This window comes from Parapedobacter pyrenivorans, assembly GCF_014636865.1.
GTDB classification, from domain to species: domain Bacteria; phylum Bacteroidota; class Bacteroidia; order Sphingobacteriales; family Sphingobacteriaceae; genus Parapedobacter; species Parapedobacter pyrenivorans.
Map to the genome: position 1 here is coordinate 208,369 of NZ_BMER01000001.1, position 22,939 is coordinate 231,307.

The window sequence follows — 22,939 nt, forward strand, 5'->3', positions numbered from 1 at the left end:
TTATAATTGGTTATTGGTACGCATAGTTAAGTTCTGACGGTTTAAAGACGAACGATCATGCATTCGTTACGTGATGATCAGCCCGAATCGACACGCCGTTCCCGAGATGGCAGTTCACTACCGAGATGAAACACGTGCCGAAGGTTAAAATCAGCATCAAAGACGATGATATTGGCTAGGAATCCTGCAGCAATTTTGCCTGCATTGTCGATGCCAGCCATGCGAGCCGGATACAACGAAGCCATCCTGAGCGCCTCATCTAATGGTATATTGGCAAACCTAACGCAGTTGGCTACCGATTCAAGCTGGCTGAGCGATGTACCTGATAGCGTGCCATCAGCGAGCGTAAAGCGATCGCCCTTAAATATATAGTCGTAAACCCCATTGGATGCCGCCGCGATGGCATCGGTAATCAAAAACAACCGGTCCCCGAGTATCCGCTTTGAAATCTCCAACACCTGGTAATCCACATGAATGCCATCAGCAATTATTCCGGCTTGTGCATGGTTGGAAAGAAAGGTGGCTCCGGGCAAACCGGGTTCCCTGTGATGCAACGGCGACATTCCGTTGAATAGGTGTGTAACTGCTTTCACCCCGCTGGTGAAACTTTGCATTGCTTGTTGCGCGGTTGCGTTGCTATGTCCAGCTGAAAGCAATACGCCGTGATCCAGCAGCAAGTTGATGCATTTCTCATCGAACAATTCCGGAGCAATGGTCATCATCTTCAACCATCCTTCAGCAAATTGCAACGTCTGTTCGATCTCTTGGTAGTCGGGCTTACGGAGATAAGCTGGCGGGTGGGCACCGCGCTTTTCCGGATTGAGATACGGCCCCTCGAAATGCAAGCCCAGCAGTGCAGGATGCGCTTCCTGCTTCACACAGCTCAACGCGCTTTGGTAGACCGCTGGTGTATTGGTAGCCAGGGTAAGCATAAAACCTGTTGTTCCGGAGGCCACGATGCTATCGCCGATGGTCCGCAACGTATCCGTACGGGTATCGGCAGCAAACAAATGCCCGCCTGCACCATAGATCTGTAGATCAATCAATCCCGGTGCGACGACACCACCTCCTGCATCCACAATCCTTACGTTTTCCGGAAGTTCGCTGGGGTGCAAAATCGCCTCGATCCGATTACCTTCAATCAGTATCGCTTGATCAGCGAGAATCGCCTCACCCGTATAGATCCGTCCATTAACAATTGCTACTTGGTTGTCCATAGCTGCTTTGCGAATCAATTCACGTTATTACCTATTTTTCGATTTAATCGAATCGATGATTACCTCATGTACCTGCTCAGGAAAGCTACTTGGCTGGCTGTACCAGAAGAACGAATCGTCGCCTTCGTAGATCTTCGCTTTTATGTGCCTACTGGTGGGAAGGTAACTGGATACATCATTGCAATATCCGGCTATGGTTACCAGTTGGTCGGGCCACAGCTTTTTAATCGCCAGGCTATATTCGGTCGTCGTCTCCCGAGATACTCCAACCAGTTTCCAATTGCCAATATTGATAGTCTGGATAAACACCGGCATCTCGCTTGGCATGTTCCCGTTGGCATAATACGACAACATGAGATTTGCCCAACGTACACGCTCCTCCGCATAGATATCCCCTACCAGCTTTTCCTTTTCCGCTTTCAACGCTAGGAGGTCTTGTTTAGCCCACGGTCGGGTCGGAAAACTCACGGTGTCCAAAAAACAAGTGATATCGCCATGGACCCTTGTCATGCGATCCTTTTCCAACACTTCGATCACCGCGTCGGCAACCTTTTTTCCAGTCACGTTATGGTCTGCGTCGACTGGATTGATATCACCGCCACATCCTTGCAAGAAAAAAGGATTCCTGATTGCTGAATGATGAGCGAGAAGCTCTCTCGCAGTTCCTGGATAGTTCGCACTGATTTTATAGAATTCCTCTTCCTTGGCATTGAACACTGGATGGCACCCTGCAAGAAACAGCACATCCGAGGCCTGTTGGTTCTTATAGTCGATCCTAATCACATCCAAATCTTTATCATACGGCAGGTTATCACCCGGCAGATTCCGGTTGCGGCCGATATCCGCAGTGCCTCGTCCGAAAAACAGGTTCGCGTCTTTCGCACCTTTTATAGCCAACCGCACCGAATTCAGAATCCCCTCTTTTACCGTCGTATACAGGTATAGGCTATCCGGCCGTTGGCAATGTTCTCCCCATGTCGTCCATCGCTGCGTTACCGGTGCGTAATGCGTATGCGACGCGTTGATCAAGATCGCCGAAGCGGGTATATGATATTTTAGGAACAACTCACTTTTAACACCCGTTACAAAATCGGCATCAAAACCACAGACATCCAAGCCTATCAGAATTGCCCGTTCTTTACCTTTTTTGATAAAAACAGCCCCAGCCTTCAGGTTACCGTCTGAGTAATGCGTACCCCGGTAATACGAGCCGGATGCGTCGAACCCGTGTAGTACGTCATTGCTAACGGCCACTTTATGGATGTCGTGCCGGTAGTTTTTATCGTTTTTAATTGCAATCCGCAACCAGTTACCACTCGGCTCAAAATAAGCCAGCTCATTATTATCCGTAAGCCCGTATAACCGGCCCGAATGTACAACCAAATCAATAACACCGGCTAGGTTTCCGATCCGCGCCCAAGATGAGTTTCCACCAGCTTGCGCTGACCTCCATATTCCACCTTGATCATCCGCTGCAATGATATCTTTTCCAAAAATAACCAGGGCGACAGGGCGATCGACGTCTGCCATTAAACCGATCTTCCTCCATTTTAGCTTCTTTCCCAGCGTCGCAGTCAGTATCTCGCCACGGTTATTTACAGTATACAGTCGCTTTCCTTCTGCAGCCAAAAGCGTAATATCGCTATCAAATGTAAGCTGCTTCAGCTTATTCCCTTCCGCGGGGTTATCTATTCTCCAAACGTCTCCACTCCTCAGTACGAACGGTTTTGAGTCAATAAATACGACATCATCAATACCCGTAGCTAGACGACCTGAATCTTCCCACTTGAGTGTAAATCGCCCATCTCTAGGTCCGCCGTACCCTGCCAGTGACAACGAAAGCACATTGCGTTGAGGTTCCAAACTTACCTGTCCGCTACCTACACTGAAATCGAAATGCTGGGCAGTCAAGGCCAACGGAAAAATCCCCAGGGCTAAAAGAACATAAATGGATATACTGGAAATCACTTTCATAATTCAGGAGTAAAATCGACCGACGATGTTTCACTTGAAGCTAGCGCATCCAACGCTTTTCTTACGCTTCCATTTTGCAGCAAAATCCGCTTTGCTTCCCCGTAATCGGCTATATTGGATTTATCGACAAGCATCCGAACCGCCCTGTCTACCGCCTTATCATTAATCAATGCCATATTCACCATGCTATTGTCTTCCACTCTCCCCAAGCAAATCATTGTGGTGGTACTGATCATGTCAAAAATCATTTTTTGCGCAGACCCACTTTTCATACGCGTGCTTCCGGTAATAAATTCGGGTCCTGTCACAACCTCTACGGGATAATCTGCCTGTTCGGCAATCGGAGATTCCGGATTGCTTACGATACAGCCCGTCGTGATTCCGTGATTACGGCACGCTTTCAATGCTTCCAGAACAAATGGTGTCGTCCCGCTCGCTGCAATTCCTACAACGACATCTGCAGGGCTTATTCCTGCTTCCCTCAAATTGGCCCAACCTTCCTTGGTATCATCTTCCCGTTCCTCCTTCGCTTCCACCAAGTGTTCCACGCCACCGGCTAATATGACATTTACCTTGCCCTTGGGTATGCCAAACGTATTGGGCAGCTCAATGACGTCCAATACCGATAAGCGTCCCCCGCTCCCTGCGCCCACGTAAAACAACCTTCCTCCGGTCTTGAGTTTTTCAACGATAACTCCAATAAGCTTACTAAGTTGCGGTAAGGCCTCCTTGATTTTCAATGCGACCTTCTGATCCTCTTGGTTAATCCAACTGATCAATGTGTCAATATCCTGCTGCTCCAGGTTTCGGTAATGTGACGGACTTTCAGTGACTCTAATATTCATTGCTATCGCTTATCAATCTTAAATTATATTGCCTTCTTAATTTCCGATGCGTATTGCTGTATCCGCTTAACGGCTTCCGCAATCTGTTCCATATCTCTACGTGTTCCCAGCAACATATTCTGCATAAACCACGCTGCTTGTTCACCGGTCAGGATATCATTCTGCGGGCATTCGTTACGTTCCAGCCATTGCTTCATCCGGCGTTTACCGTAGATTTTCAAGTAATGCTTATTCGTGGCTAACGCCTGTACATATTCACTCTTGTTCATCGGGCCATATCCAGGTGAGCAGGCAAGGCCCTCGGCCGCCAATGCCTTGATAAACTGGTCGCGGCTCAGCCCGTCAAAATGCTCCTTAAGGTATCTGAACATGTAAATATGATAAGCACTCCGGGTAGTCCCCTCATATAGTTTCGCCGGCACGATACCGGGGATATCCTTCAACATGCTATCGAGGTACAGCGCATTCTCCTGCCTACGGCGCACCTGGTCTTCCAATCGCGTCATCTGCGCGAGCAATAGACTGCTCTGGAATTCGGTAATTCTCAGGTTGGTAGACCGGGTGCCAACGCGATCGCGATATGACTTATCAATCCCTTCCTGTACCTGATGATGGAATGAAGTGCACGCCCTGAAAAAGTTGGCATCATTGGTTACCACCGCGCCCCCTTCACCGCAGTTGAGGTTTTTGGACGATTGAAAACTGAACGCGCCAGCCAAGCCATGGTTCCCCACCTTCTTCCCCCGAAACTCCGCCATGTGGGCCTGGCATGCATCCTCCACAATCGGGATGCCCGTACGCTGGCTGATTTCCGCAAACTTATCGAGATCAACAGGTGTACCGCCGAGATGAACCGGCATCATTGCCCGCGTATTCCCCGTAATCGCTGCATCTACCTTGGTTGCATCAATCTGAGAGGATTCCAAATCCGTATCTACAAAAATCGGCAAGGCGTGATTAAGCACCACAACATTGTAAGTAGCGATAAACGTATACACCGGGATAATCACTTCATCACCTGGCCCCACATCTAGCGCACCCATGATGGCAGTAAGTGCCGATGTGCCGCTGGATACGCCCAATGCGTGGCCGACCCCCAACAATTCAGCATATTCCCGCTCGAACTGGGCAGTCACGCTTCCTGTCAGTCTTCCCCATTGGCTACTATTAAGTACGCTTTGCAAAGCTTGTCCTTCCCGGTTGTCATAAATAGGCCAAGAGATGACACTCCCGGTATAAGCTTTCTGTCCGCCTAACACGGCCGGCTTACCGTCGTGCCAGGAACCGAGTGAAAACTTGGGAATACCGCTTAACGCAATACCAGACCCTACCATACCTACACGATGTAGAAAATCACGCCTTTTCAATTTACTGTCCATAATCATTTAGCTAAAGTTCTCTTGTTAAAAACTTCTGGGTTTACAATTATTAAAATCCGAATTAAATACGCAAACAAAATGGCAAATCAGCATATTTACAGCAAATAACAAAAAACAAATTCATATATGCAAGAAAAACATGCATATTTTGCAATATTTTATTCATAACTGACGTATTAAACGCAAATAATATTTTATTAAACGCATTTAAACAGCAAAAATAGAGTTTACATACGGTTAACTTCCCGCCGTTAAAACACGCATATCACAACGAAAAGCATAATAATAAACCTAAAATTAATATTTTGCATTATATTTGCACAAACCATACAGCCGTAACGCGCAACCTTGTTATTGGCCGTTGCGCAGTGTTATAAACTAATTTAGAAGAGATGGATACCGTTTTTAAAATAAAAAGAATCACCGTTTTAGGTGCAGGAACGATGGGACAAACCATTGCCTATTTATTTTCAGAAAATGGAATACCGACCACACTTTACGATGCCGACAATCGCGTCATAGACGATATGATCAGTAAACGAGGGCTCCACGAAAATTTAAAGTTAACGAAGCGCTTGGAAACGGCGGTTTCGGAATCTGATTTAATTGTTGAATCGGTGCCGGAAATCTTCAATATAAAACGGGAAGTTTTTTTAACTATCGCACCGCATGTAAAGCAACATGCCATTATCGCATCCAATACATCGTCTTTCCCTTTGCATGTTTTATCGGAGGGTCTTCCGTTTTCTCAGCGCATGATGTTGATCCATTTCTTTAATCCGGCAGACCTTATTCCTCTTGTCGAACTGGTAAAACCAGCAGCGATGGCCGATGCTATCGTAAACGACCTGATTAGCCTACTGAAGACTTGTGGAAAGGTTCCTGTTTTGCTGAAACGCGACATCAACGGATTCATCGCCAACAGGCTCCAAGCCGCATTGCTGAGAGAGGCCTGCAACTTGCTGCAACAGGGAGTTGCGGAAGTGAGCGATATCGACACCGTTGTAAAACAGAGCATCGGACTGCGGTGGGCACTGAATGGACCATTCGAGATTACTGACTTAGGCGGCCTGGATGTATGGGAGAAAGTGCTGACGAATATTTTGCCGGATCTGGACAATACAACCAGTGTTCCGCTTTCCATAAATCAACTTGTCAATAACAATAACCTGGGATTGAAAACAAACAAAGGCTTTTACGACTACCCCCAATCCGCGTCAAATCAAGCGGTTTTACAGCGCGAAAAATTGGCCCGGTTACTGAAGGACATCAAATGACTACACCCTACTCAAGTGATCGTACCAATTGGTCGCATGCGTCATAAATCAATGACTCAATCGCCGGATCCCATTTGGCGGGTAGACCATAAGCTCTTTGCGAGGTATCTCCTTCGTATCCGCCTTCCCCTATGATCCGTGCCGATGGGATATACCCCATCACGTCATTATTGTACCCAAAAACAAACGTGTCCCAACCGTACTTATTCTTGATACCCACTGCGTAGTCCACAACGACTTCGCCGGCAAGACTCACAACCAACTGTTCACCTAACCTCCAAACCTGTACGGGATAGGAATAGGATGTTTTCAATGGTTTCCCTTGTTGAATTTGAGCGATCAAGCAGTGTGCCCATCTGGAATAGTAACTCTTGTTCCCATCGTTCCGGATCACGCCCTGTAAGTCGTCAACCGACGGCGGGGGCGAAAAAGGAAGATCTATTTCACGATAAGCTGTCCGCAATACCGGTTGAAGGACGTTCATCTGGTTATCTGCTACCACACTTTCAACCGCCGCGGCCAATTCCTTCCCGTATTGCTTCGCCAGGGCGGTGGTGTGCCTCGGCAATGGATTCTGGTCACCACCCGCCCCCTGAAAAAATAACGCAACAGCCCCTTTATAGCTTTTCTCGATCTCCAATTGCGCATAACCGGGGAAATCTCCGGACCATTCGTATCCGTCAAGCGTTGTCGGATGACAGGAATACCCAAAAAGTAACGCCACTATCCTTCCTCTTTTGTTTACCACCTTGATGATTGGCACTGCATGATCGCTTGGCCCCCGGAGTTCGGAAAGCCGATGCAATTCGGCAGCACTATTATTGCGCCGGTTTACCTGAAACCGGGTAACCCCGATACCGGAATAAAGGTGGGCTTCTTTTAGATCCTTGAACGCATCGGCGACAACCTGTATAATGCGCCCGGCCAACCATTGCGTATAGCGATCAACTTTCGCGTGCTCCGTTTCACTAAAAGAATAGCCATCCACTAATGCATCGCTCAATACCGGGCCGGAATGGGTGTGTGAACTATTTAATAAGATATCCAAATCCGAAAGGCCGTAACGTGTGCGGAGCACCTGTTTTACAGCCGATGCCAAGTCCTTGGTAAAACCCAATACGTCCGTTGCAACCATCACGACTTGCTTTCCTTTGATATCTTCCAGCACAAGGGCTTTGGCCCACAATTCATGTTCCTTTCCTTCGGCCGGCTTCGTACGCGCGGAATAACCTGCCATCCACATGGGCTCCCGTGGGGTGATGGTCAATTTGGCCACGCCGGCCTTCCAGCCTTTCTGCGCCGACGGTCCTGCTGCAAAGAGATGCTGCAGCATCAATCCTAGAAAACAAATCAGCAAACAAAAGAGACGCCGCATGGGTTGAAAATCTAATTAGTAGGTAGTGATTTGACAATATCGGCGGCATTGTGGTGTATCCGACCGATAGCCATTGCTATTTCGTCCATGTCCGTTCGAGGGCCGAGCAGCATATTCTGCGTTAACCAAACCGCCTCCTCACACAGTTTATCATTCAACGGACATTGATTTTTTTCCGTGAAAGACTGAAAATCAACATCCTTACCAGGATATAGCTGCTGAAACAAGGGTGAATTGAACGATGCTTGGATAAACGGTTGCGTGTTCAGCGGCACATACCCCCCCGAGCAGGGCACCCCCTCAGCACGGAGCGCCGTCAGAAAGCTATCCCTTGACAGCCCTGAAAAGCCACTCGGGTCGTAGCGGAATGGGAAAAGGTGAAACGCACCTTTATCTACCTTCGGATATAACTGATACGGGGTAATACCGGGAATTTCGCTTATCATCGCAGCAAGGTACGTCGCATTACTATGCCGGACATCCGTTTCCTCCTGCAGCCGCTCCAGCATCACTAAACCGATGGCAGCCTGGTATTCCGTAAACCGAAGCTTGCTTCCTAACATCCCGGTATCCAACGGATTAAAGCTTCCTGCCGGTAATCCGTAACTGTGATACGAACTACACCGGTCCATGAATAATTGATCGTTGCTTGTAATCGCTCCGCCTTCGCCTATCGGGAGGTTCTTGGAATTCTGGAAACTGAAACATCCAGCATGGCCGATACTCCCCACTTTGCGACCACCGTATTCCGCCAAATGGGCTTGACAAGCATCTTCAATCACCAGAAGCTTATGCTGCTTCGCAATGGCCATGATGGCATCCATATCTGCCGGTAATCCCAGGATGTGCACGGGCAGGATGGCCTTGGTCTTGCTGGTAATCTTGGCAGCCATTTTCCGGGGATCTATCTGGAATGTGGCCGGGTCTACATCCACAAAAACGGGCATGGCCCCATTAAATAGGATAGCAGATACGGTGGCGATAAAGGTATATGGAGGCACCAAAACTTCATCGCCGGGACCGATTCCGAAACTATTGATCGCCGTTGCGAGCGCATTTGTTCCGTTCACAACCGCCAGCGACCGGTCCGTACCGACCATAGCGGCCCATTTCTGCTCGAACTCTGCAGTTGTCCGTCCACGCGACCACACTCCGCTGCGCACTACTTCGAGCAATCGGCGCTCATCCGTTTCAGGATTCCAACGTGGCCATTGAGGCCATTGCTTATCGGACCAAATCGACCGACCGCCTAAAATAGCAGGCTTACTGCTGCTGGAGGAATTACTACTAAACGTTGATAACGGAGACGCCATCACGGTCGCACCAAGCAATGCACCTGTTCTGAGAAAGTCCCGCCGTCCATTATTCTTCTGCGTGTCCATATATACTATCATTTTATTTCATCAACTGAAATCAATTCCGATGTCAGGGCGTGAGTGTTTCTCCCGTATGCGAAACCGAAGCGCTTATTGCCCAAATACCGACATAAAAACGCAATAATAACGCTATTATCTCATAAAAAGAAAAAAATAAGTGATTAATGCGAATAAAATACAGAAAACACGCAAAAATCAGAAACCGAAGCATATCGCTCTTCCGGCCGCCGCCCTTGAAACGAGGCAACCTGAATTTTCCACCAGGCCTTATCAACAACCGGCGTAACCAAACCCATTTGCGGACTATCAGCCAATAACCGCATACTTCTATATAAACCGAAGGCACGAGCTATTTTTGTTATCTTTTAGTAAAACCCAATAAAACGCGCTGTTCGGGCAAAAGACTACCTTTTCAGCTAACATACCCCGTACCCAACACCGCATAATCTAACAAATAATATATACCTTTGCAGGAAACCATGAATTGGCGCAAGCGGCATTTCTGCGGTTTCATGTACTATTACTTAACCAAGCAAGCATGAGAAAAAGTAAACGACAAGAGGCTATTCTTAGAGAAATCGACCTACATAATAAGGTTTTCTCGGTGGAGCTCAGTGAACAACTAAACGTTTCAGATGACACCATCCGCAGGGATCTGCATGAACTTGCGCAAGAAGGAAAAATCATCAAAGTACATGGCGGAGCCATCAGTAAATCTTTTGTAGCCCCTTTCAATAACGAGCATGTAACTTACGCCGTTGAGTCAAAAAGGAAAATAGCGTCCAAAGCCATTACATTACTCAAAAACAACATGGTGATCATTACCGAGGGGGGCACTACGATGCTTGAGCTCGCCAAAATGATACCTTCTTCACTAAAACTTACGATCATTACCATTAGCCCACAAGTTGCCATTACGCTTGCTCAGCATGAAAATCTAAATGTTATCGGTATCGGGGGAAAGCTGATAAAAAACGCAAATCTTTATATCGGCGCAAGTGTGGTTAATCAACTAGCTGGCCTGAAAGCTGACCTCTGCATCCTGGGTGCCAATGCCTTTTCTTCTGAAGAAGGATTGACTGACGCGGATTGGGAGGTTGTACAGGTCAAAAAGGGACTGATCAGTTCAGCAAAAAAAGTTGCGGTGATTAGCATCTCCGAAAAGCTGAATACCGTCAAATGGCTAAATATCTGCGCTGCCAGCCAGGTCAATTACCTGATTACCGAGCGGGACCCAACAGATCCGTTGTTTACCCATTTTATCCAAAAAAATATTACTGTGATATAACGCGGAGCGCTTCACACATTCAGGCCAGGCAACTAGATTGCCTTGTCGCATATCCCCCCCTAGATTGTCATACCTGCCCATTTTCAAACACGCACTTACTGCCGATGTTTGTATTGTTCTCCGTCGTCTATACTCGGGCGTATCACCGTGAACACGGATGAACAGCATATCATCGATAAAAAGGTAATTCATGGAAAGCGCCAAGAAAACCAGCTTCAACAACGTGGACGAATACCTGGCTTCCGTCGCAGACGCCAAACAAAGGTCGATTTTGGAACGCGTACGCACCACCATCAAGCGCACGGTTCCCGATGCCGAAGAGACGATCAGTTACCAGATGCCTGCCTATCGCTATCACGGTATATTACTGTACTTTGCGGCATGGAAAAATCATTGGGGTTTATATCCGGCCAGTAATTCGATCAAAGAAACATTCAGGGATGAGCTCGCCCATTATAAACAGACCAAGGGCGCCATCCAGTTTCCGTGGGACGACCCTTTTCCCGACGCGCTGCTTATCAAACTCATTAAAAAACGCGTGGAAGAAAACCGCACAGCAACTCAGGTCAACGGAGCCGCAAACTTCAAGACAAAAAAATAACTCCATTACTGTAAAAAACAACCATCATGGAAAAACGCATTTCAACATCGAAAATCACCCCAACCCTGTGGTTCGATAATGAGGCCGAGGCCGCAGTGAAGCTTTACACCTCGATCTTCAACAATTCCAAAATCGGCCGGACTACCCGTTACACCCGAGATGGATATGAATTTCACCAGAAGGCGGAAGGGTCTGTGATGACGATCGAATTCGTCATCGAAGGGCAGGAATTCGTCGCCTTGAACGGTGGACCAATGTTCCAATTCAATGAAGCAATTTCTTTTGCGGTGAATTGCGACACCCAAGACGAAGTAGACTACTATTGGGAAAAACTCGGCGACGGCGGCGACGAAAAGGCCCAGGTATGTGGCTGGCTCAAGGACAAATTCGGGGTATCATGGCAGGTTGTACCCACCGTGCTGAACGATATGGTGCTCGATCCGGATCCCGCTAAAGTAAGCCGGGTGTTACAAGTGATGTATCATATGAAAAAACTGGACATCGCCCCATTAATCGAAGCCTACGAAAAAGGATGAACGCTCCACATGATCAATCATACTTCATTGTTATTCAGCAGCGGCCGAATAAGGCGTTTGCACACCGCGGCAGCCGACCATACTGATGATACACCTACACTATCAAACGATCAGGTCGTATTGAAGGTATTGACACAGGCAGATGCAGACCCGTTCTTTCGGCTATATCGCTCTTGCGAATCGCATGACCACGGAAGCCAGTACCCCGTCCTGCCTGAGGACACTGCCGAAAGTTTCGCTTTGCGCATCGTAGCAGCCTGTGAGTTGATATGGACAATCCGGCTGGTCCGCAACCCCACCGTTATTATCGGCGATTGCGCCTTGCACCATTGGGAAAAAGAACATGGCGTCATCGAATTCGGCGGCACGTTACTGCCAGCGTGCTGGGGGCAGGGCATCATGCAGGCAGCGCTCCAATTAGTTGTCCAACACTCCATCGAACACTATGAAACCAGGTCGTTGGCATGCACCACGGCCACCCAAAATAACAGGGCCAACCGTTTTGCGGAAAAAATGGGATTCTCACCGATTAACATTCAAAACGATACCATACGGTGGGAAAAGCCAACATGTTAATATTTTTAGTAAAAAAGAGGATGATTTATTTGAAAAACCGATAAATCATTGTATTTTTACTAAAAATATTAGAAATCATGGATGTATTCGTTCCACAACGCTTTGGCCTCCATTTATGTGAGTACCTGCTAATTATCGAACCAATTGATCAAGTACAAAAGCACTTGCAAGGCTTTAAGCAGTATTTTTTGAAAAACCACCGTTATCCGAATGCGATTGTTTCCAAAAGCCACATGACCTTAATGCGATTTATTCAGTATGACAGCTATGAAAAACATATCATCAAGGAACTCCAGCTATTGGCATCGACCGTAGCGCCTTTCGACGTCGAATTACAAGGATTTGGCAGTTTCGGCCATACGCTCTTCGTCGATGTAAAATCAACTGCCCCCATCCTTGGCTTGGTTTCAAAGCGCCGGCGAGAACTCCGGCCTTTGGTGAACGGAATAAAGGGACATCCACCGTATTTTGTAACCAAACCACATATCACCATTGCAAGAAAGCTCACGCCGCCCCAAAACGAGGCGATATGGCCGATTTGGAGACGCACCAAATACAACGGTGTATTCCGCGCCAAAAATATGACGTTGCTAAAGCGAATGATGGGCACACATACCTACGCCGTGGTCGCTAAATTCAATTTCCTGGACATGTCACCCCGGTTCTCCCAAGGGAAACTTTTTGCCTGATTCCCTATCCCATTTTCAGGGCCTCTTCATTGCCGTACATCATCTTGCGGAGGTTATTGAGTGCATAACGCATCCTGCCGAGCGCGGTGTTGATACTTACCTCGGTGACATCAGCGATTTCCTTAAAGCTCATTTCGCCATAATGACGCATGATGAGTACCTCCTTTTGGTCATCAGGAAGCCGTTGTATCATTTTCCGAAGGTCTTTATGGGTTTGCTCGCGGATCATCCGGGTCTCCGCGCTTTCGTCGGCAAAATGCAAGACATCAAAAATATCGAAGCCCTCACTGTTTACAACCACCGGTGTGCGGCGTTCCTTGCGGTAATAGTCAATCACCAGATTATGCGCAATCCGCATCACCCAAGGCAAAAATTTACCTTCCTCGTTATAGCGTCCGCTTCTAAGCGTGTTGATTACCTTAATAAAAGTGTCTTGGAATATATCTTCCGCGAGGCACTCGTTTTTCACCAATAAATAGATGGATGTATATAGTTTAGACTTATACCGATCTATCAAAATTTCCAAACCCGCCTCATCACCAGACACATAAAGACGGATAAGCTCCTGGTCCGTTCGTTGTTCAAGCTTCATAATACGCTACTTTCGCCTTTTACTATTTTCAACAAATAAGTAATTTTTCTCTTGTAGTCGTATCTCCTATAGCAGCTCTCCTATCAATGGTTCTGTTAACTAAGGTCAAAAAAAGACAAAATTTTCAGCATTTCAAAGCTTTTGTTTGAATTTCGTCTTTTCGCACTAAAGGCAGGCATATATTGTAACAAAACAGGCCTTATCCCGGGTTACGGAATAAGGCCTACACTTCATTTTAATTCCGGATCTATCTATACAATGGATATTCCGCCATCAACGCTTTCACTTTATTGTGTATTTTATCCAACGCGATATCGTCGTCATGCTTCAGCAGCGCTACATCAATCATTTCTGCGATCTCCAGCATATTATCCTCCTTAAGTCCGCGCGTAGTGATGGCAGCCGTACCCAAGCGAATGCCCGATGTCACGAAGGGTGATTTATCGTCGAATGGAACCATATTCTTGTTGATGGTAATGCCTGCTTTGCCTAAGGCCGCTTCGGCCGCCTTACCGCTAATGCCCTTGTTACGGAGATCGATCAGCATCAAGTGATTGTCAGTCCCCCCGGATATGATATTATAATCTTTATTTACAAACGCTTGGGCCATCGTTGCTGCATTTTTCTTGACCTGGATGATGTACTCCATATAGTCACCACTCAGCGCCTCTCCAAATGCGATGGCTTTGGCGGCGATGATGTGCTCCAAAGGTCCACCCTGCGTGCCAGGGAAAACAGCTAAGTCCAATAACGACGTGATACTGCGCACCTCTCCTTTTGGAGTTTTGATGCCCCATGGGTTTTCAAAGTCCTTACCCACCATAATGAGCCCGCCCCGAGGGCCACGCAGTGTTTTGTGCGTAGTGGTCGTCACTACATGGCAATGCGGCAGTGGGTCGCTAAGTAATCCACGTGCAATAAGTCCTGCAGGATGCGAAATATCCGCAACTACCAGTGCACCGATTTCATCAGCCACTTTACGGATAAAGGCATAATCCCAGTCGCGGGAATAAGCAGACGCACCACAAATAATCACCTTTGGCTTTTCTTGCAGCGCAACCTCCTCCAGCTGCTTGTAGTTAATCAGACCTGTCTCCTTATCCACGCCGTAAAACAGCGGTTGATAAAGCTTTCCCGAAAAATTGACAGGAGAACCGTGGGTAAGGTGCCCACCGTGGGAGAGATCGAAACCCAAAATCTTGTCGCCCGGTTGCAGCAGTGCTAAAAACACAGCCGCATTGGCCTGTGCGCCGGAATGCGGTTGCACATTCACCCATTCGGCATTAAAGAGCTGTTTAGCTCGCTCGATAGCGATCGTTTCGACCTCATCAACTACTTCGCAACCACCATAATAGCGCTTGCCGGGCAAGCCTTCGGCATATTTATTGGTAAGCACTGACCCTGCGGCCTCCATTACTTGCTTACTTACAAAGTTTTCCGATGCGATGAGTTCGATGCCCTCTTCCTGGCGCTGGAGCTCTTGATTGATTAAATTAAATATGGTTTCGTCTCTTCTCATTATGATACAAAGAATTGAATGTTAAAAAGTTGCGCAAAGATATAAACTTGCTTTCAATATTCAACCACCTAACTCATTTTTGACGGATTTTAGCGCAAGACTGTAGGGATTTTCATCCAACTCGGCAATATGCGCAAAGATAACCGCGCTAAGCTCTTTTGCACTCGCGGTAGCAGGCAGACCTTCTCCTGCATTACGGATGAGTGCGACCGTGTTGTCCTTTATCCGCTCGGTAATAGACCAAGCGACATCGCTCACATACAATTGTTGCGTAATATTATGCTGGTATTCGGCGCGAATCTCATCGATAAGCACTTGCTGGAAATCCTTGGCACTTAAACCGGGTTCAAGCAGACGCAACAACATGTTGGCTGGGTTGACACGTTCAATCAACAGTATCACACGTTCGTAAGCCTGCAGACGCAGCGGCAACACTTCCTTTTTTGCAGCCTGCCTCGCTTCAAGCGTTTTTAGCCGAAAAACGTGGCTGTTGTATCTCGTCCAGAACATCCAATTCGCTGCACCCACAATCACACATCCCGCCAAAATGTATTTAAGAATATCTACTAAGAACGAGGCAATGTCCATCTATATCATTTGTTTATGGAACGTAAAAATCCGAATTCCCAGCAAAAATGGGGAATATTTATGTATTTTTGTACGGTTTGAACGATTTAATCAGAATAAGATGAGTACAGCAACACTTTCAGCCGCGGCGCCATTAACATTAACACCCGGGGCGATTCAGGAGCTCAAAAAATTGCGGGCCCAACAGGAAATAACGGCTGATTTCGGATTGCGTGTAGGTGTCGAAGGCGGTGGATGTGCTGGGATGAACTACATTCTGGGGTTCGACCAGAAAAAAGAAGGTGACACCGAATATGACATCGAAGGGATCCGGATATTCATGAATAAAGCCCATGGGTTATACCTCGCCGGTATGGAGATCGATTTCAAGGACGGATTGGATGCGCGTGGATTTGTTTTCAATAACCCCAACGCCAGCAGTACCTGCGGATGCGGGACGTCATTTTCAGCATAACCCTCAGCCTAACGAACTATCCCTCGGCTGTCTCCGGTCGAGCTGGTTACCCTACGGATACCAGTTGTCTACCATTTCCATAGACCTGACTTACCCTTAGATTACCTTTCCCTTACCTATTACTTACCATTTGCTTACCTATTGTTTACCATTTCCTTACCTATTGTTTACCATTTCCTTACCTATTGTTTACCATTTGCTTACCTATCGCTTACCAACGAGGTAAACAACCGGTAAGGATGTCCTATACAAAGAGTAAGGATGGAACACAGCTCACCTAAGTCACCATACCCTACACCCCAATGATTCAGGTGGTTGAAGACCAGTGGAGGAGCAAGCCACCTGAATCAAATCCCCTCCTTTCTCATTTCGTTCTAATTCCCTATCTTTGCATCCTCATTTTTGAACACAAATAATTGATGTACAAGGAATACAAGCAGCTCAATTTATCCCAGATCGGCAAGGAAGTATTGGCTCATTGGCAGGCGAAAAACATCTTTGACAAAAGTATCACTCATCGCCCGGCAAATAAGCCCTATACCTTTTACGAAGGTCCGCCTTCGGCGAATGGTATGCCCGGCATCCATCACGTGATGGCCCGCGCCATCAAAGATATTTTCTGCCGTTATAAAACCCTAAAGGGCTATCAGGTAAAACGTAAGGGCGGATGGGACACACATGGCCTACCGATTGAACTCGCTGTAGAAAAAACGCTCGGCATCACAAAGGAGGATATCGGAAAGACCATTTCAGTGGCCGACTACAACGCGGCATGCCGCAGGGAGGTCATGAAGTATACCGATGTGTGGAACGACCTCACCGAGAAAATGGGGTATTGGGTGGATCTGGAAAACCCGTACATCACCTACGAGAATGAATATATCGAGACGTTGTGGTGGATTTTGAAGGAATTATACAAGAAAGGCCTGCTGTACAAGGGATATACGATCCAACCGTACTCCCCGGCTGCTGGAACGGGGCTCAGCTCGCACGAGCTCAACCAACCTGGCACGTACAAACCCATCAAGGATACAACGATCGTCGCCGAGTTCCGCATTAAAAAGGATCAAGTCCACCCTGCCCTCCCCGCATTGTTTGAAGACGAAAACGAGGACACCGCCTTCCTTGCCTGGACAACCACCCCTTGGACATTGCCCGCCAATAGTGCATTGGTCGTCGGCAAAGATATCCGCTATATAAAGATCCGTACGTTCAACCAATATACATTCGAGCCCGTAAGTGTCGTGCTGGCAAAAGAGTTGTTGAATCGCTTTTTTAAACCTGAGGGTCAGCAAATACCCTTGAAAAACTATCGTCAAGGCGACAAAATCATTCCTTGGGAAATCAGTGCTGAGTTTACCGGGGCCGAACTGCTGAATCTGAAGTATCATCAACTGCTCCCCTATGTCAGCAACGAGCTATTGGAACAGCGGGCTTTCCGGGTAATTGCCGGAGATTTCGTGACCACAGAAGATGGCACGGGCATCGTCCATTCATCAGCTACGTTCGGGGCGGACGACTTCCGTGTGAGTAAGGAAAACGATGTACCAGGTGTTTTCGTGAAAGACGAAAACGGCAAGGATGTTCCAATCGTCGATAAGCGAGGGCGGTTTGTAAAAGAAATCGGCGAATTTGGTGGTCGCTTCGTTAAGGAAGAATATTACAGCGACGAAGAACGTACCGCCGAAGGATTCAAGCCCACCGACGTCTTGATTGCCATCAGGTTGAAAGAAGATAACAAGGCTTTTGAGGTGAAGAAGTATGAGCATAGCTACCCGCATTGCTGGCGCACGGATAAACCCGTACTTTACTACCCACTGGACAGTTGGTTTATCCGCACGACTGCGGTAAAGGATGAATTGGTAGCCCTCAATAAAACCATCAATTGGAAGCCTGAATCCACCGGTACCGGCCGTTTTGGGAACTGGCTGGAAAATCTCGTGGACTGGAACCTCTCCCGTTCGCGCTACTGGGGCACCCCCCTGCCCATTTGGCGCAGTGAGGACGAAAACGAAGAAATCTGCATCGGATCCATCGATGAGCTGAAGAATAGAATCGAAAGCAGCCTGGCCTCTGATGTACTTGACGACACCGAAAAAGCCAGGCTTCAGGAATACCTGAGCAAATTCGGGACGGACCAGTTGGATCTGCACCGCCCCTACGTCGACGATGTCGTACTGGTGTCTGACGCCGGGCAACGGCTTTATCGTGAGCCCGACCTCATCGATGTGTGGTTCGACAGCGGAGCCATGCCTTTTGCGCAATGGGGATTGGACTATGAAAAATTGACCGCAGGTGATGAATCGCCCTTCAAGGCAGGCTTCGAAGGGGCCTATCCTGCAGATTTTATCGCCGAGGGCGTAGACCAGACAAGGGGATGGTTTTTCACCCTGCATGCGATTTCTACCATGCTCAGGGGATCGGTCGCCTTCAAAAACGTAATATCCAACGGGCTGGTGTTGGATAAAAACGGCAATAAGATGTCAAAAAGGCTCGGCAATGCCGTGGATCCGTTTGCTACCATCGAAACCTACAGTGCGGACGCCACCCGCTGGTACCTAATCAGCAATGCCGCGCCTTGGGACAACCTGAAATTCAACGAGGAAGGATTGGATGAGGTACGGCGGAAATTTTTCGGCACCTTGTACAACACCTATGCGTTTTTCGCATTGTATGCCAATATCGATAAATTCGCTTATCAAGAGCCCGATTTACCCATCGGAGGTCGCCCCGAAATAGACCGCTGGATTATCTCACTGCTCAACAGCCTTACTCAGGAAGTAGACAGCTATTATGCTGACTTTGAACCCACCAAGGCTGCCCGTGCCATCCAACTGTTTGTAGACGAGCACCTGAGTAATTGGTATGTGCGGCTCTGCCGCAGACGCTTCTGGAAAGGCGAGTACACGGAAGACAAGATATCGGCGTATCAAACACTTTACACCTGCCTCAATACCATCAGCAAACTCATGTCGCCGATTGCTCCGTTTTTCAGCGACCGGCTATATTTGGATCTGAATGGCGTCACGCATAAGGAGCAGGCTGAATCGGTGCACTTGGCGGATTTCCCCGTTTATCATGAAGATTTGATGGACAAGGAACTGGAAGAACGGATGGCCTTAGCACAAGACATCTCCTCCCTCACATTGTCGCTTCGTAAGAAAACAGGCATTAACGTGCGGCAGCCGCTCAACAAAATTCTTTTGCCCGTATTAAACGCCGATTTCCGTCATAAGGTGGAAAAGGTAAGGGAGCTTATCCTTTCAGAAACGAATATCAAAGAAATCGAGTTCATCACCGATACCGCCGGCTTCGTGACCAAGAAAATAAAGCCCAACTTCAAAACCTTGGGGCCTAAGGTAGGTAAGGATATGAAAGCTGTGGCCACGGCCATCCAAGCATTTACTCCGCAAGACATCGCGACCCTCGAAGGCGAGGGAACGATTACCATACCGAATATGCAATACATAGTGTCACTAACTGATGTGGAAATCGTCGCCGAGGATGTAGCCGGTTGGCAGGTGGCCAATCTGGGTAAACTTACCGTGGCACTTGATATTAATATCACCCCGGCTTTGAAAAAGGAAGGAATCTCCCGAGAGTTGGTAAATCGCATCCAGAATATCCGCAAAGAGCGTGGATTTGAGGTGACAGACCGCATAAAGGTTAGTTTGAGTGATATCCCGGATATTACCGAAGCGGCCAAGGGTAATTTATCTTATATTCGCACAGAGATATTGGCAGACTCTTTGATATTTGAAGGCAACCTTACGATGGGTGACACCATAGAGATAGCGGAAAGGGAATTGAATGTTTTAATTGAAAAAGTGTAAAATTATGGCAAATAACAGCGAAAAAACACGTTATAGCGACGCGGAACTGCAAGAGTTCAAGGAAATCATCCTGGAAAAGCTACGCGTAGCTAAAGAAGAATTATCGGCCTTGACCAAGACGTTGAACAGTAGCAACGGCAATGGCACTGACGATACGGCAGGCACTTTCAAGACGCTGGAGGATGGATCCGCTACGTTGGAAAAAGAACAGACCAATCAATTAGCCGCACGCCAAAAGAAATTTATTGACAATTTGGAAGCGGCCTTGGTGCGTATCGAGAACAAGACTTACGGCATTTGCCGCGAAACTGGCAAACTCATCCAAAAGGAGCGTCTCCGTGCCGTACCGCATACGACGTTGAGCATGGAAGCCAAATTGAAACAATATTAGACCAGCTGTCAGCTATTAAGTATCGGGAATCAGCTGTTAGTGCAGTTGGGTGCCGATGGCTGATAGCCGATAGGCGATAGCTCAAACCATGAAAGGTTATACCAAACCTCTTATTCTGATTGCATCGGTCCTCCTGATAGACCAACTCGTTAAGCTATGGATCAAGCTTAATATGACACTGGGGCAAGAGTACAACATCCTCGGTGATTGGTTCATCATCCATTTTACCGAAAATAACGGCATGGCCTTTGGCTTGGAATTCGGCGGCGAAGCTGGTAAGCTGGCGCTCTCTTTATTCCGTATCGCGGCCGTAATCGGTATAGCATATGGATTGCATTACATGATCAAGCACAAATACCATCGGGGCTTTATCCTCAACGTGGCGCTGATCTTTGCGGGGGCAATGGGCAATATCATCGACTCCACTTTTTACGGGCTAATTTTCAGTGAAAGTACCTGGTTTGAAAAAGCCAGACTTTTTCCGGTGGAAGGGGGTTACTCCAGCCTGCTCCACGGCAAGGTGGTGGATATGTTGTATTTCCCCATTATCAAAGGTAACTTCCCTGCCTGGTTTCCGATTTGGGGTGGTGAGGACTTCTTGTTTTTCAGACCGGTATTTAACATTGCAGACTCCGCCATTACAGTTGGCGTAGCACTTATCCTGATTTATCAAAAACGCTATTTCAAGGAAGAAATTGTAGAACCCGAGAGCTACAATAGCGAAATAGTTGAAGATTAAAAAAAGCGGCTAAAGCCGCTTTTTTTATACATCGTAGGTCGTGGAAGACGTTTCTCCACCTCTACCCGTCCAATTCGTATGGAAAAATTCCCCACGCGGCTTATCTAGCCTTTCGTAGGTATGGGCACCGAAATAGTCGCGCTGCGCCTGCAATAGATTTGCCGGCAACCGTTCGCAGCGATAGCCATCGTAATAAATCAATCCGGCACTCAGGCAAGGTATGGGTATACCATTGCTAATAGCCGATGCCACGACCTTCCGCCAACCGTTTTGCGCAACTTGGATTTTCTCCCTGAAGAAGTCATCCAAAATCAAGTTTTGCAGATCAGCGTTTTTGTCAAATGCTTCCTTGATCTTTCCGAGGAATGCCGATCGGATAATACAACCCTCGCGCCACATCAGCGCGATACTGCCATAATTCAGCTTCCACCCATATTCCTTCGCCGCAACCGCCATCATTTGGTAGCCTTGGGCATAAGAAATGACTTTTGCGGCATACAGTGCATCGCGTAGGTCGTTGATAAAGGCCTGCCGATCACCCTCAAACGCAGGGGTAGGTCCGTGCAATACTTTCGATGCAGCTACGCGCTCCTCTTTCAAAGCCGAAAGGCAGCGAGCGAACACGGACTCCGCAATCAATGTTAGCGGCACGCCCAAATCGAGCGCTACCGTCCCGGTCCACTTACCCGTTCCCTTCTGACCTGCGGTATCCAATATTTTATCTACCAGGGGCAGTCCATCTTCATCTTTAAACGCCAGAATATCTCGCGTGATCTCAATCAGATAGCTATCCAACTCCCCTTCGTTCCATTCTTTGAACACCTCGTGCATTTCATCGGGGGTCATACCCAGCACTTCCTTCATGATGTGGTAGGTTTCATTGATCAGCTGCATGTCGCCGTATTCTATTCCGTTGTGCACCATCTTCACGAAATGACCGGCTCCGCCATCTCCCACCCAGTCGCAACACGGTGTCCCGTCGGCCACTTTAGCGGCTATCGACTGGAAAATCGGTTTCACAGCAGGCCACGCGGCTTTCGAACCACCCGGCATAATCGACGGCCCCAATAAGGCTCCTTCTTCACCGCCCGATACGCCGGTACCAACATACAGCAAGCCTTTGCTCTCCATGTACTTCACCCGGCGTTCCGTGTCTGGGAAATGGGAATTACCCCCATCGATAATGATGTCGCCTGGCTCCAGATGCGGAATAAGCAGTTCGATGAAGTCATCTACCGGTTGCCCGGCCTTGACCATCAACATGACTTTCCGCGGCCGCTTCAGCGAACGGATTAAGTCTTCAATGGACGTGGCTCCATAGATATTTTTACCTTTTGCTCGTCCATTGATGAAACGTTCCACCTTATCCACCGTGCGGTTGTAAGCGGTTACGTGGAAACCCTTACTTTCCATATTCAGGATGAGGTTTTCACCCATTACGGCGATACCAATCACGCCGATATCAGATTTCTCTTGCATATATAACTCCATTTTGTTCCCAAAGTTATACTTTACGCTACAGTAAAAAAACAAAAATGTAATTATTGTGCAGCTGCCGGAATGTCAACACCCACCCAAGAGCCTATTCCGCTTGCCAAGGGCCGTTCGATACAATCCCAAAAGTATCCTTATCTTTGGCCCAGCTTACATAGAAATGTTACCCGCTCTAATTATATAAAATACTGGTCTG

20 protein-coding genes are annotated in these 22,939 nt (G+C 47.7%); 10 read left to right on the plus strand and 10 right to left on the minus strand.

Going from position 1 to position 22,939, the window contains the following annotated elements; genetic code table 11:
* Positions 1-77: 77 nt before the first annotated feature.
* The 4 genes from nagA to IEV98_RS00840 are packed head-to-tail and all read right to left on the minus strand — an operon-like array spanning position 78 to position 5,415.
* Positions 78-1,217 (minus strand): N-acetylglucosamine-6-phosphate deacetylase, encoded by a 1,140-nt coding sequence (gene nagA, locus IEV98_RS00825; RefSeq protein WP_188504047.1) that lies wholly within the window; start codon positions 1,215-1,217, stop codon positions 78-80.
* Positions 1,218-1,244: 27 nt separating this feature from the next.
* The gene (locus IEV98_RS00830; protein WP_188504048.1) at positions 1,245-3,191 is read right to left on the minus strand and encodes a hypothetical protein; all 1,947 of its coding nucleotides are present in this window, start codon (positions 3,189-3,191) and stop codon (positions 1,245-1,247) included.
* Positions 3,188-4,036 (minus strand): N-acetylmuramic acid 6-phosphate etherase, encoded by an 849-nt coding sequence (locus tag IEV98_RS00835; protein ID WP_188504049.1) that lies wholly within the window; start codon positions 4,034-4,036, stop codon positions 3,188-3,190. The genes IEV98_RS00830 and IEV98_RS00835 overlap by 4 nt, the downstream gene beginning before the upstream one ends.
* A 23-nt stretch (positions 4,037-4,059) precedes the next feature.
* The gene (locus IEV98_RS00840; protein WP_188504050.1) at positions 4,060-5,415 is read right to left on the minus strand and encodes a DegT/DnrJ/EryC1/StrS family aminotransferase; all 1,356 of its coding nucleotides are present in this window, start codon (positions 5,413-5,415) and stop codon (positions 4,060-4,062) included.
* Between the two features lie 392 nt (positions 5,416-5,807).
* Between IEV98_RS00840 and IEV98_RS00845 the strand changes: the two genes are divergently transcribed.
* On the plus strand, positions 5,808-6,692 hold the full coding sequence (locus IEV98_RS00845; protein WP_188504051.1) for a 3-hydroxyacyl-CoA dehydrogenase family protein: 885 nt from the start codon (positions 5,808-5,810) through the stop codon (positions 6,690-6,692).
* Between the two features lie 7 nt (positions 6,693-6,699).
* Here IEV98_RS00845 and IEV98_RS00850 read toward each other — a convergent pair whose 3' ends face one another.
* Together IEV98_RS00850 and IEV98_RS00855 are read right to left on the minus strand one after the other, a co-directional pair.
* Positions 6,700-8,067 carry a neutral/alkaline non-lysosomal ceramidase N-terminal domain-containing protein gene (locus IEV98_RS00850; protein ID WP_188504052.1) on the minus strand — a complete coding sequence of 456 codons (1,368 nt, stop codon included), beginning with the start codon at positions 8,065-8,067 and terminating at the stop codon, positions 6,700-6,702.
* 11 nt (positions 8,068-8,078) lie between these two features.
* On the minus strand, positions 8,079-9,449 hold the full coding sequence (locus tag IEV98_RS00855; protein ID WP_188504053.1) for a DegT/DnrJ/EryC1/StrS family aminotransferase: 1,371 nt from the start codon (positions 9,447-9,449) through the stop codon (positions 8,079-8,081).
* A 532-nt stretch (positions 9,450-9,981) separates the two neighbouring features.
* Between IEV98_RS00855 and IEV98_RS00860 the strand changes: the two genes are divergently transcribed.
* From IEV98_RS00860 to IEV98_RS00880, 5 genes are all read left to right on the plus strand, one after another.
* Positions 9,982-10,731, plus strand: a complete 750-nt coding sequence (locus tag IEV98_RS00860; protein ID WP_188504054.1) for a DeoR/GlpR family DNA-binding transcription regulator — start codon at positions 9,982-9,984, stop codon at positions 10,729-10,731.
* Positions 10,732-10,921: 190 nt separating this feature from the next.
* Positions 10,922-11,332 carry an iron chaperone gene (locus tag IEV98_RS00865; RefSeq protein ID WP_188504055.1) on the plus strand — a complete coding sequence of 137 codons (411 nt, stop codon included), beginning with the start codon at positions 10,922-10,924 and terminating at the stop codon, positions 11,330-11,332.
* A gap of 26 nt (positions 11,333-11,358) precedes the next feature.
* Positions 11,359-11,868 carry a VOC family protein gene (locus IEV98_RS00870; RefSeq protein WP_188504056.1) on the plus strand — a complete coding sequence of 170 codons (510 nt, stop codon included), beginning with the start codon at positions 11,359-11,361 and terminating at the stop codon, positions 11,866-11,868.
* Between the two features lie 9 nt (positions 11,869-11,877).
* Positions 11,878-12,444 carry a GNAT family N-acetyltransferase gene (locus IEV98_RS00875; RefSeq protein ID WP_188504057.1) on the plus strand — a complete coding sequence of 189 codons (567 nt, stop codon included), beginning with the start codon at positions 11,878-11,880 and terminating at the stop codon, positions 12,442-12,444.
* A gap of 77 nt (positions 12,445-12,521) precedes the next feature.
* Entirely contained in the window at positions 12,522-13,133 is a 612-nt protein-coding gene (locus tag IEV98_RS00880; RefSeq protein WP_188504058.1) for a 2'-5' RNA ligase family protein, read from the plus strand.
* Between the two features lie 4 nt (positions 13,134-13,137).
* Here the strand turns inward: IEV98_RS00880 and IEV98_RS00885 are convergent, their stop codons facing one another.
* The 3 genes from IEV98_RS00885 to IEV98_RS00895 form a co-directional block, all read right to left on the minus strand.
* On the minus strand, positions 13,138-13,725 hold the full coding sequence (locus IEV98_RS00885; RefSeq protein ID WP_188504059.1) for an RNA polymerase sigma factor: 588 nt from the start codon (positions 13,723-13,725) through the stop codon (positions 13,138-13,140).
* A 247-nt stretch (positions 13,726-13,972) separates the two neighbouring features.
* Positions 13,973-15,244, minus strand: a complete 1,272-nt coding sequence (gene glyA, locus IEV98_RS00890; RefSeq protein ID WP_188504060.1) for a serine hydroxymethyltransferase — start codon at positions 15,242-15,244, stop codon at positions 13,973-13,975.
* Positions 15,245-15,304: 60 nt separating this feature from the next.
* Positions 15,305-15,832, minus strand: coding sequence for a DUF7935 family protein (locus IEV98_RS00895; RefSeq protein WP_188504061.1), 528 nt, complete (start codon positions 15,830-15,832; stop codon positions 15,305-15,307).
* 100 nt (positions 15,833-15,932) lie between these two features.
* Between IEV98_RS00895 and IEV98_RS00900 the strand changes: the two genes are divergently transcribed.
* The 4 genes from IEV98_RS00900 (at position 15,933) to IEV98_RS00915 (ending at position 21,249) form a co-directional block, all read left to right on the plus strand.
* Positions 15,933-16,286: a HesB/IscA family protein gene (locus tag IEV98_RS00900; protein ID WP_188504062.1), complete on the plus strand. Its 354-nt coding sequence runs from the start codon at positions 15,933-15,935 to the stop codon at positions 16,284-16,286.
* A gap of 419 nt (positions 16,287-16,705) precedes the next feature.
* Positions 16,706-20,119 (plus strand): isoleucine--tRNA ligase, encoded by a 3,414-nt coding sequence (gene ileS / locus IEV98_RS00905; protein ID WP_188504063.1) that lies wholly within the window; start codon positions 16,706-16,708, stop codon positions 20,117-20,119.
* Between the two features lie 4 nt (positions 20,120-20,123).
* On the plus strand, positions 20,124-20,510 hold the full coding sequence (locus IEV98_RS00910; protein ID WP_188504064.1) for a TraR/DksA family transcriptional regulator: 387 nt from the start codon (positions 20,124-20,126) through the stop codon (positions 20,508-20,510).
* Positions 20,511-20,598: 88 nt separating this feature from the next.
* Positions 20,599-21,249 carry a lipoprotein signal peptidase gene (locus IEV98_RS00915; protein WP_188504065.1) on the plus strand — a complete coding sequence of 217 codons (651 nt, stop codon included), beginning with the start codon at positions 20,599-20,601 and terminating at the stop codon, positions 21,247-21,249.
* Positions 21,250-21,273: 24 nt separating this feature from the next.
* Here IEV98_RS00915 and gnd read toward each other — a convergent pair whose 3' ends face one another.
* On the minus strand, positions 21,274-22,728 hold the full coding sequence (gnd, locus tag IEV98_RS00920; protein ID WP_188504066.1) for a decarboxylating NADP(+)-dependent phosphogluconate dehydrogenase: 1,455 nt from the start codon (positions 22,726-22,728) through the stop codon (positions 21,274-21,276).
* Positions 22,729-22,939: the final 211 nt, after the last annotated feature.

Coding starts and splice junctions, on each gene's coding strand:
- nagA (WP_188504047.1), bottom strand. CDS start 1,217: ATGGACAACCAAGTAGCAATTGTTAATGGACGGATCTATACGGGTGAG.
- IEV98_RS00830 (WP_188504048.1), bottom strand. CDS start 3,191: ATGAAAGTGATTTCCAGTATATCCATTTATGTTCTTTTAGCCCTGGGG.
- IEV98_RS00835 (WP_188504049.1), bottom strand. CDS start 4,036: ATGAATATTAGAGTCACTGAAAGTCCGTCACATTACCGAAACCTGGAG.
- IEV98_RS00840 (WP_188504050.1), bottom strand. CDS start 5,415: ATGGACAGTAAATTGAAAAGGCGTGATTTTCTACATCGTGTAGGTATG.
- IEV98_RS00845 (WP_188504051.1), top strand. CDS start 5,808: ATGGATACCGTTTTTAAAATAAAAAGAATCACCGTTTTAGGTGCAGGA.
- IEV98_RS00850 (WP_188504052.1), bottom strand. CDS start 8,067: ATGCGGCGTCTCTTTTGTTTGCTGATTTGTTTTCTAGGATTGATGCTG.
- IEV98_RS00855 (WP_188504053.1), bottom strand. CDS start 9,449: ATGGACACGCAGAAGAATAATGGACGGCGGGACTTTCTCAGAACAGGT.
- IEV98_RS00860 (WP_188504054.1), top strand. CDS start 9,982: ATGAGAAAAAGTAAACGACAAGAGGCTATTCTTAGAGAAATCGACCTA.
- IEV98_RS00865 (WP_188504055.1), top strand. CDS start 10,922: ATGGAAAGCGCCAAGAAAACCAGCTTCAACAACGTGGACGAATACCTG.
- IEV98_RS00870 (WP_188504056.1), top strand. CDS start 11,359: ATGGAAAAACGCATTTCAACATCGAAAATCACCCCAACCCTGTGGTTC.
- IEV98_RS00875 (WP_188504057.1), top strand. CDS start 11,878: ATGATCAATCATACTTCATTGTTATTCAGCAGCGGCCGAATAAGGCGT.
- IEV98_RS00880 (WP_188504058.1), top strand. CDS start 12,522: ATGGATGTATTCGTTCCACAACGCTTTGGCCTCCATTTATGTGAGTAC.
- IEV98_RS00885 (WP_188504059.1), bottom strand. CDS start 13,725: ATGAAGCTTGAACAACGAACGGACCAGGAGCTTATCCGTCTTTATGTG.
- glyA (WP_188504060.1), bottom strand. CDS start 15,244: ATGAGAAGAGACGAAACCATATTTAATTTAATCAATCAAGAGCTCCAG.
- IEV98_RS00895 (WP_188504061.1), bottom strand. CDS start 15,832: ATGGACATTGCCTCGTTCTTAGTAGATATTCTTAAATACATTTTGGCG.
- IEV98_RS00900 (WP_188504062.1), top strand. CDS start 15,933: ATGAGTACAGCAACACTTTCAGCCGCGGCGCCATTAACATTAACACCC.
- ileS (WP_188504063.1), top strand. CDS start 16,706: ATGTACAAGGAATACAAGCAGCTCAATTTATCCCAGATCGGCAAGGAA.
- IEV98_RS00910 (WP_188504064.1), top strand. CDS start 20,124: ATGGCAAATAACAGCGAAAAAACACGTTATAGCGACGCGGAACTGCAA.
- IEV98_RS00915 (WP_188504065.1), top strand. CDS start 20,599: ATGAAAGGTTATACCAAACCTCTTATTCTGATTGCATCGGTCCTCCTG.
- gnd (WP_188504066.1), bottom strand. CDS start 22,728: ATGCAAGAGAAATCTGATATCGGCGTGATTGGTATCGCCGTAATGGGT.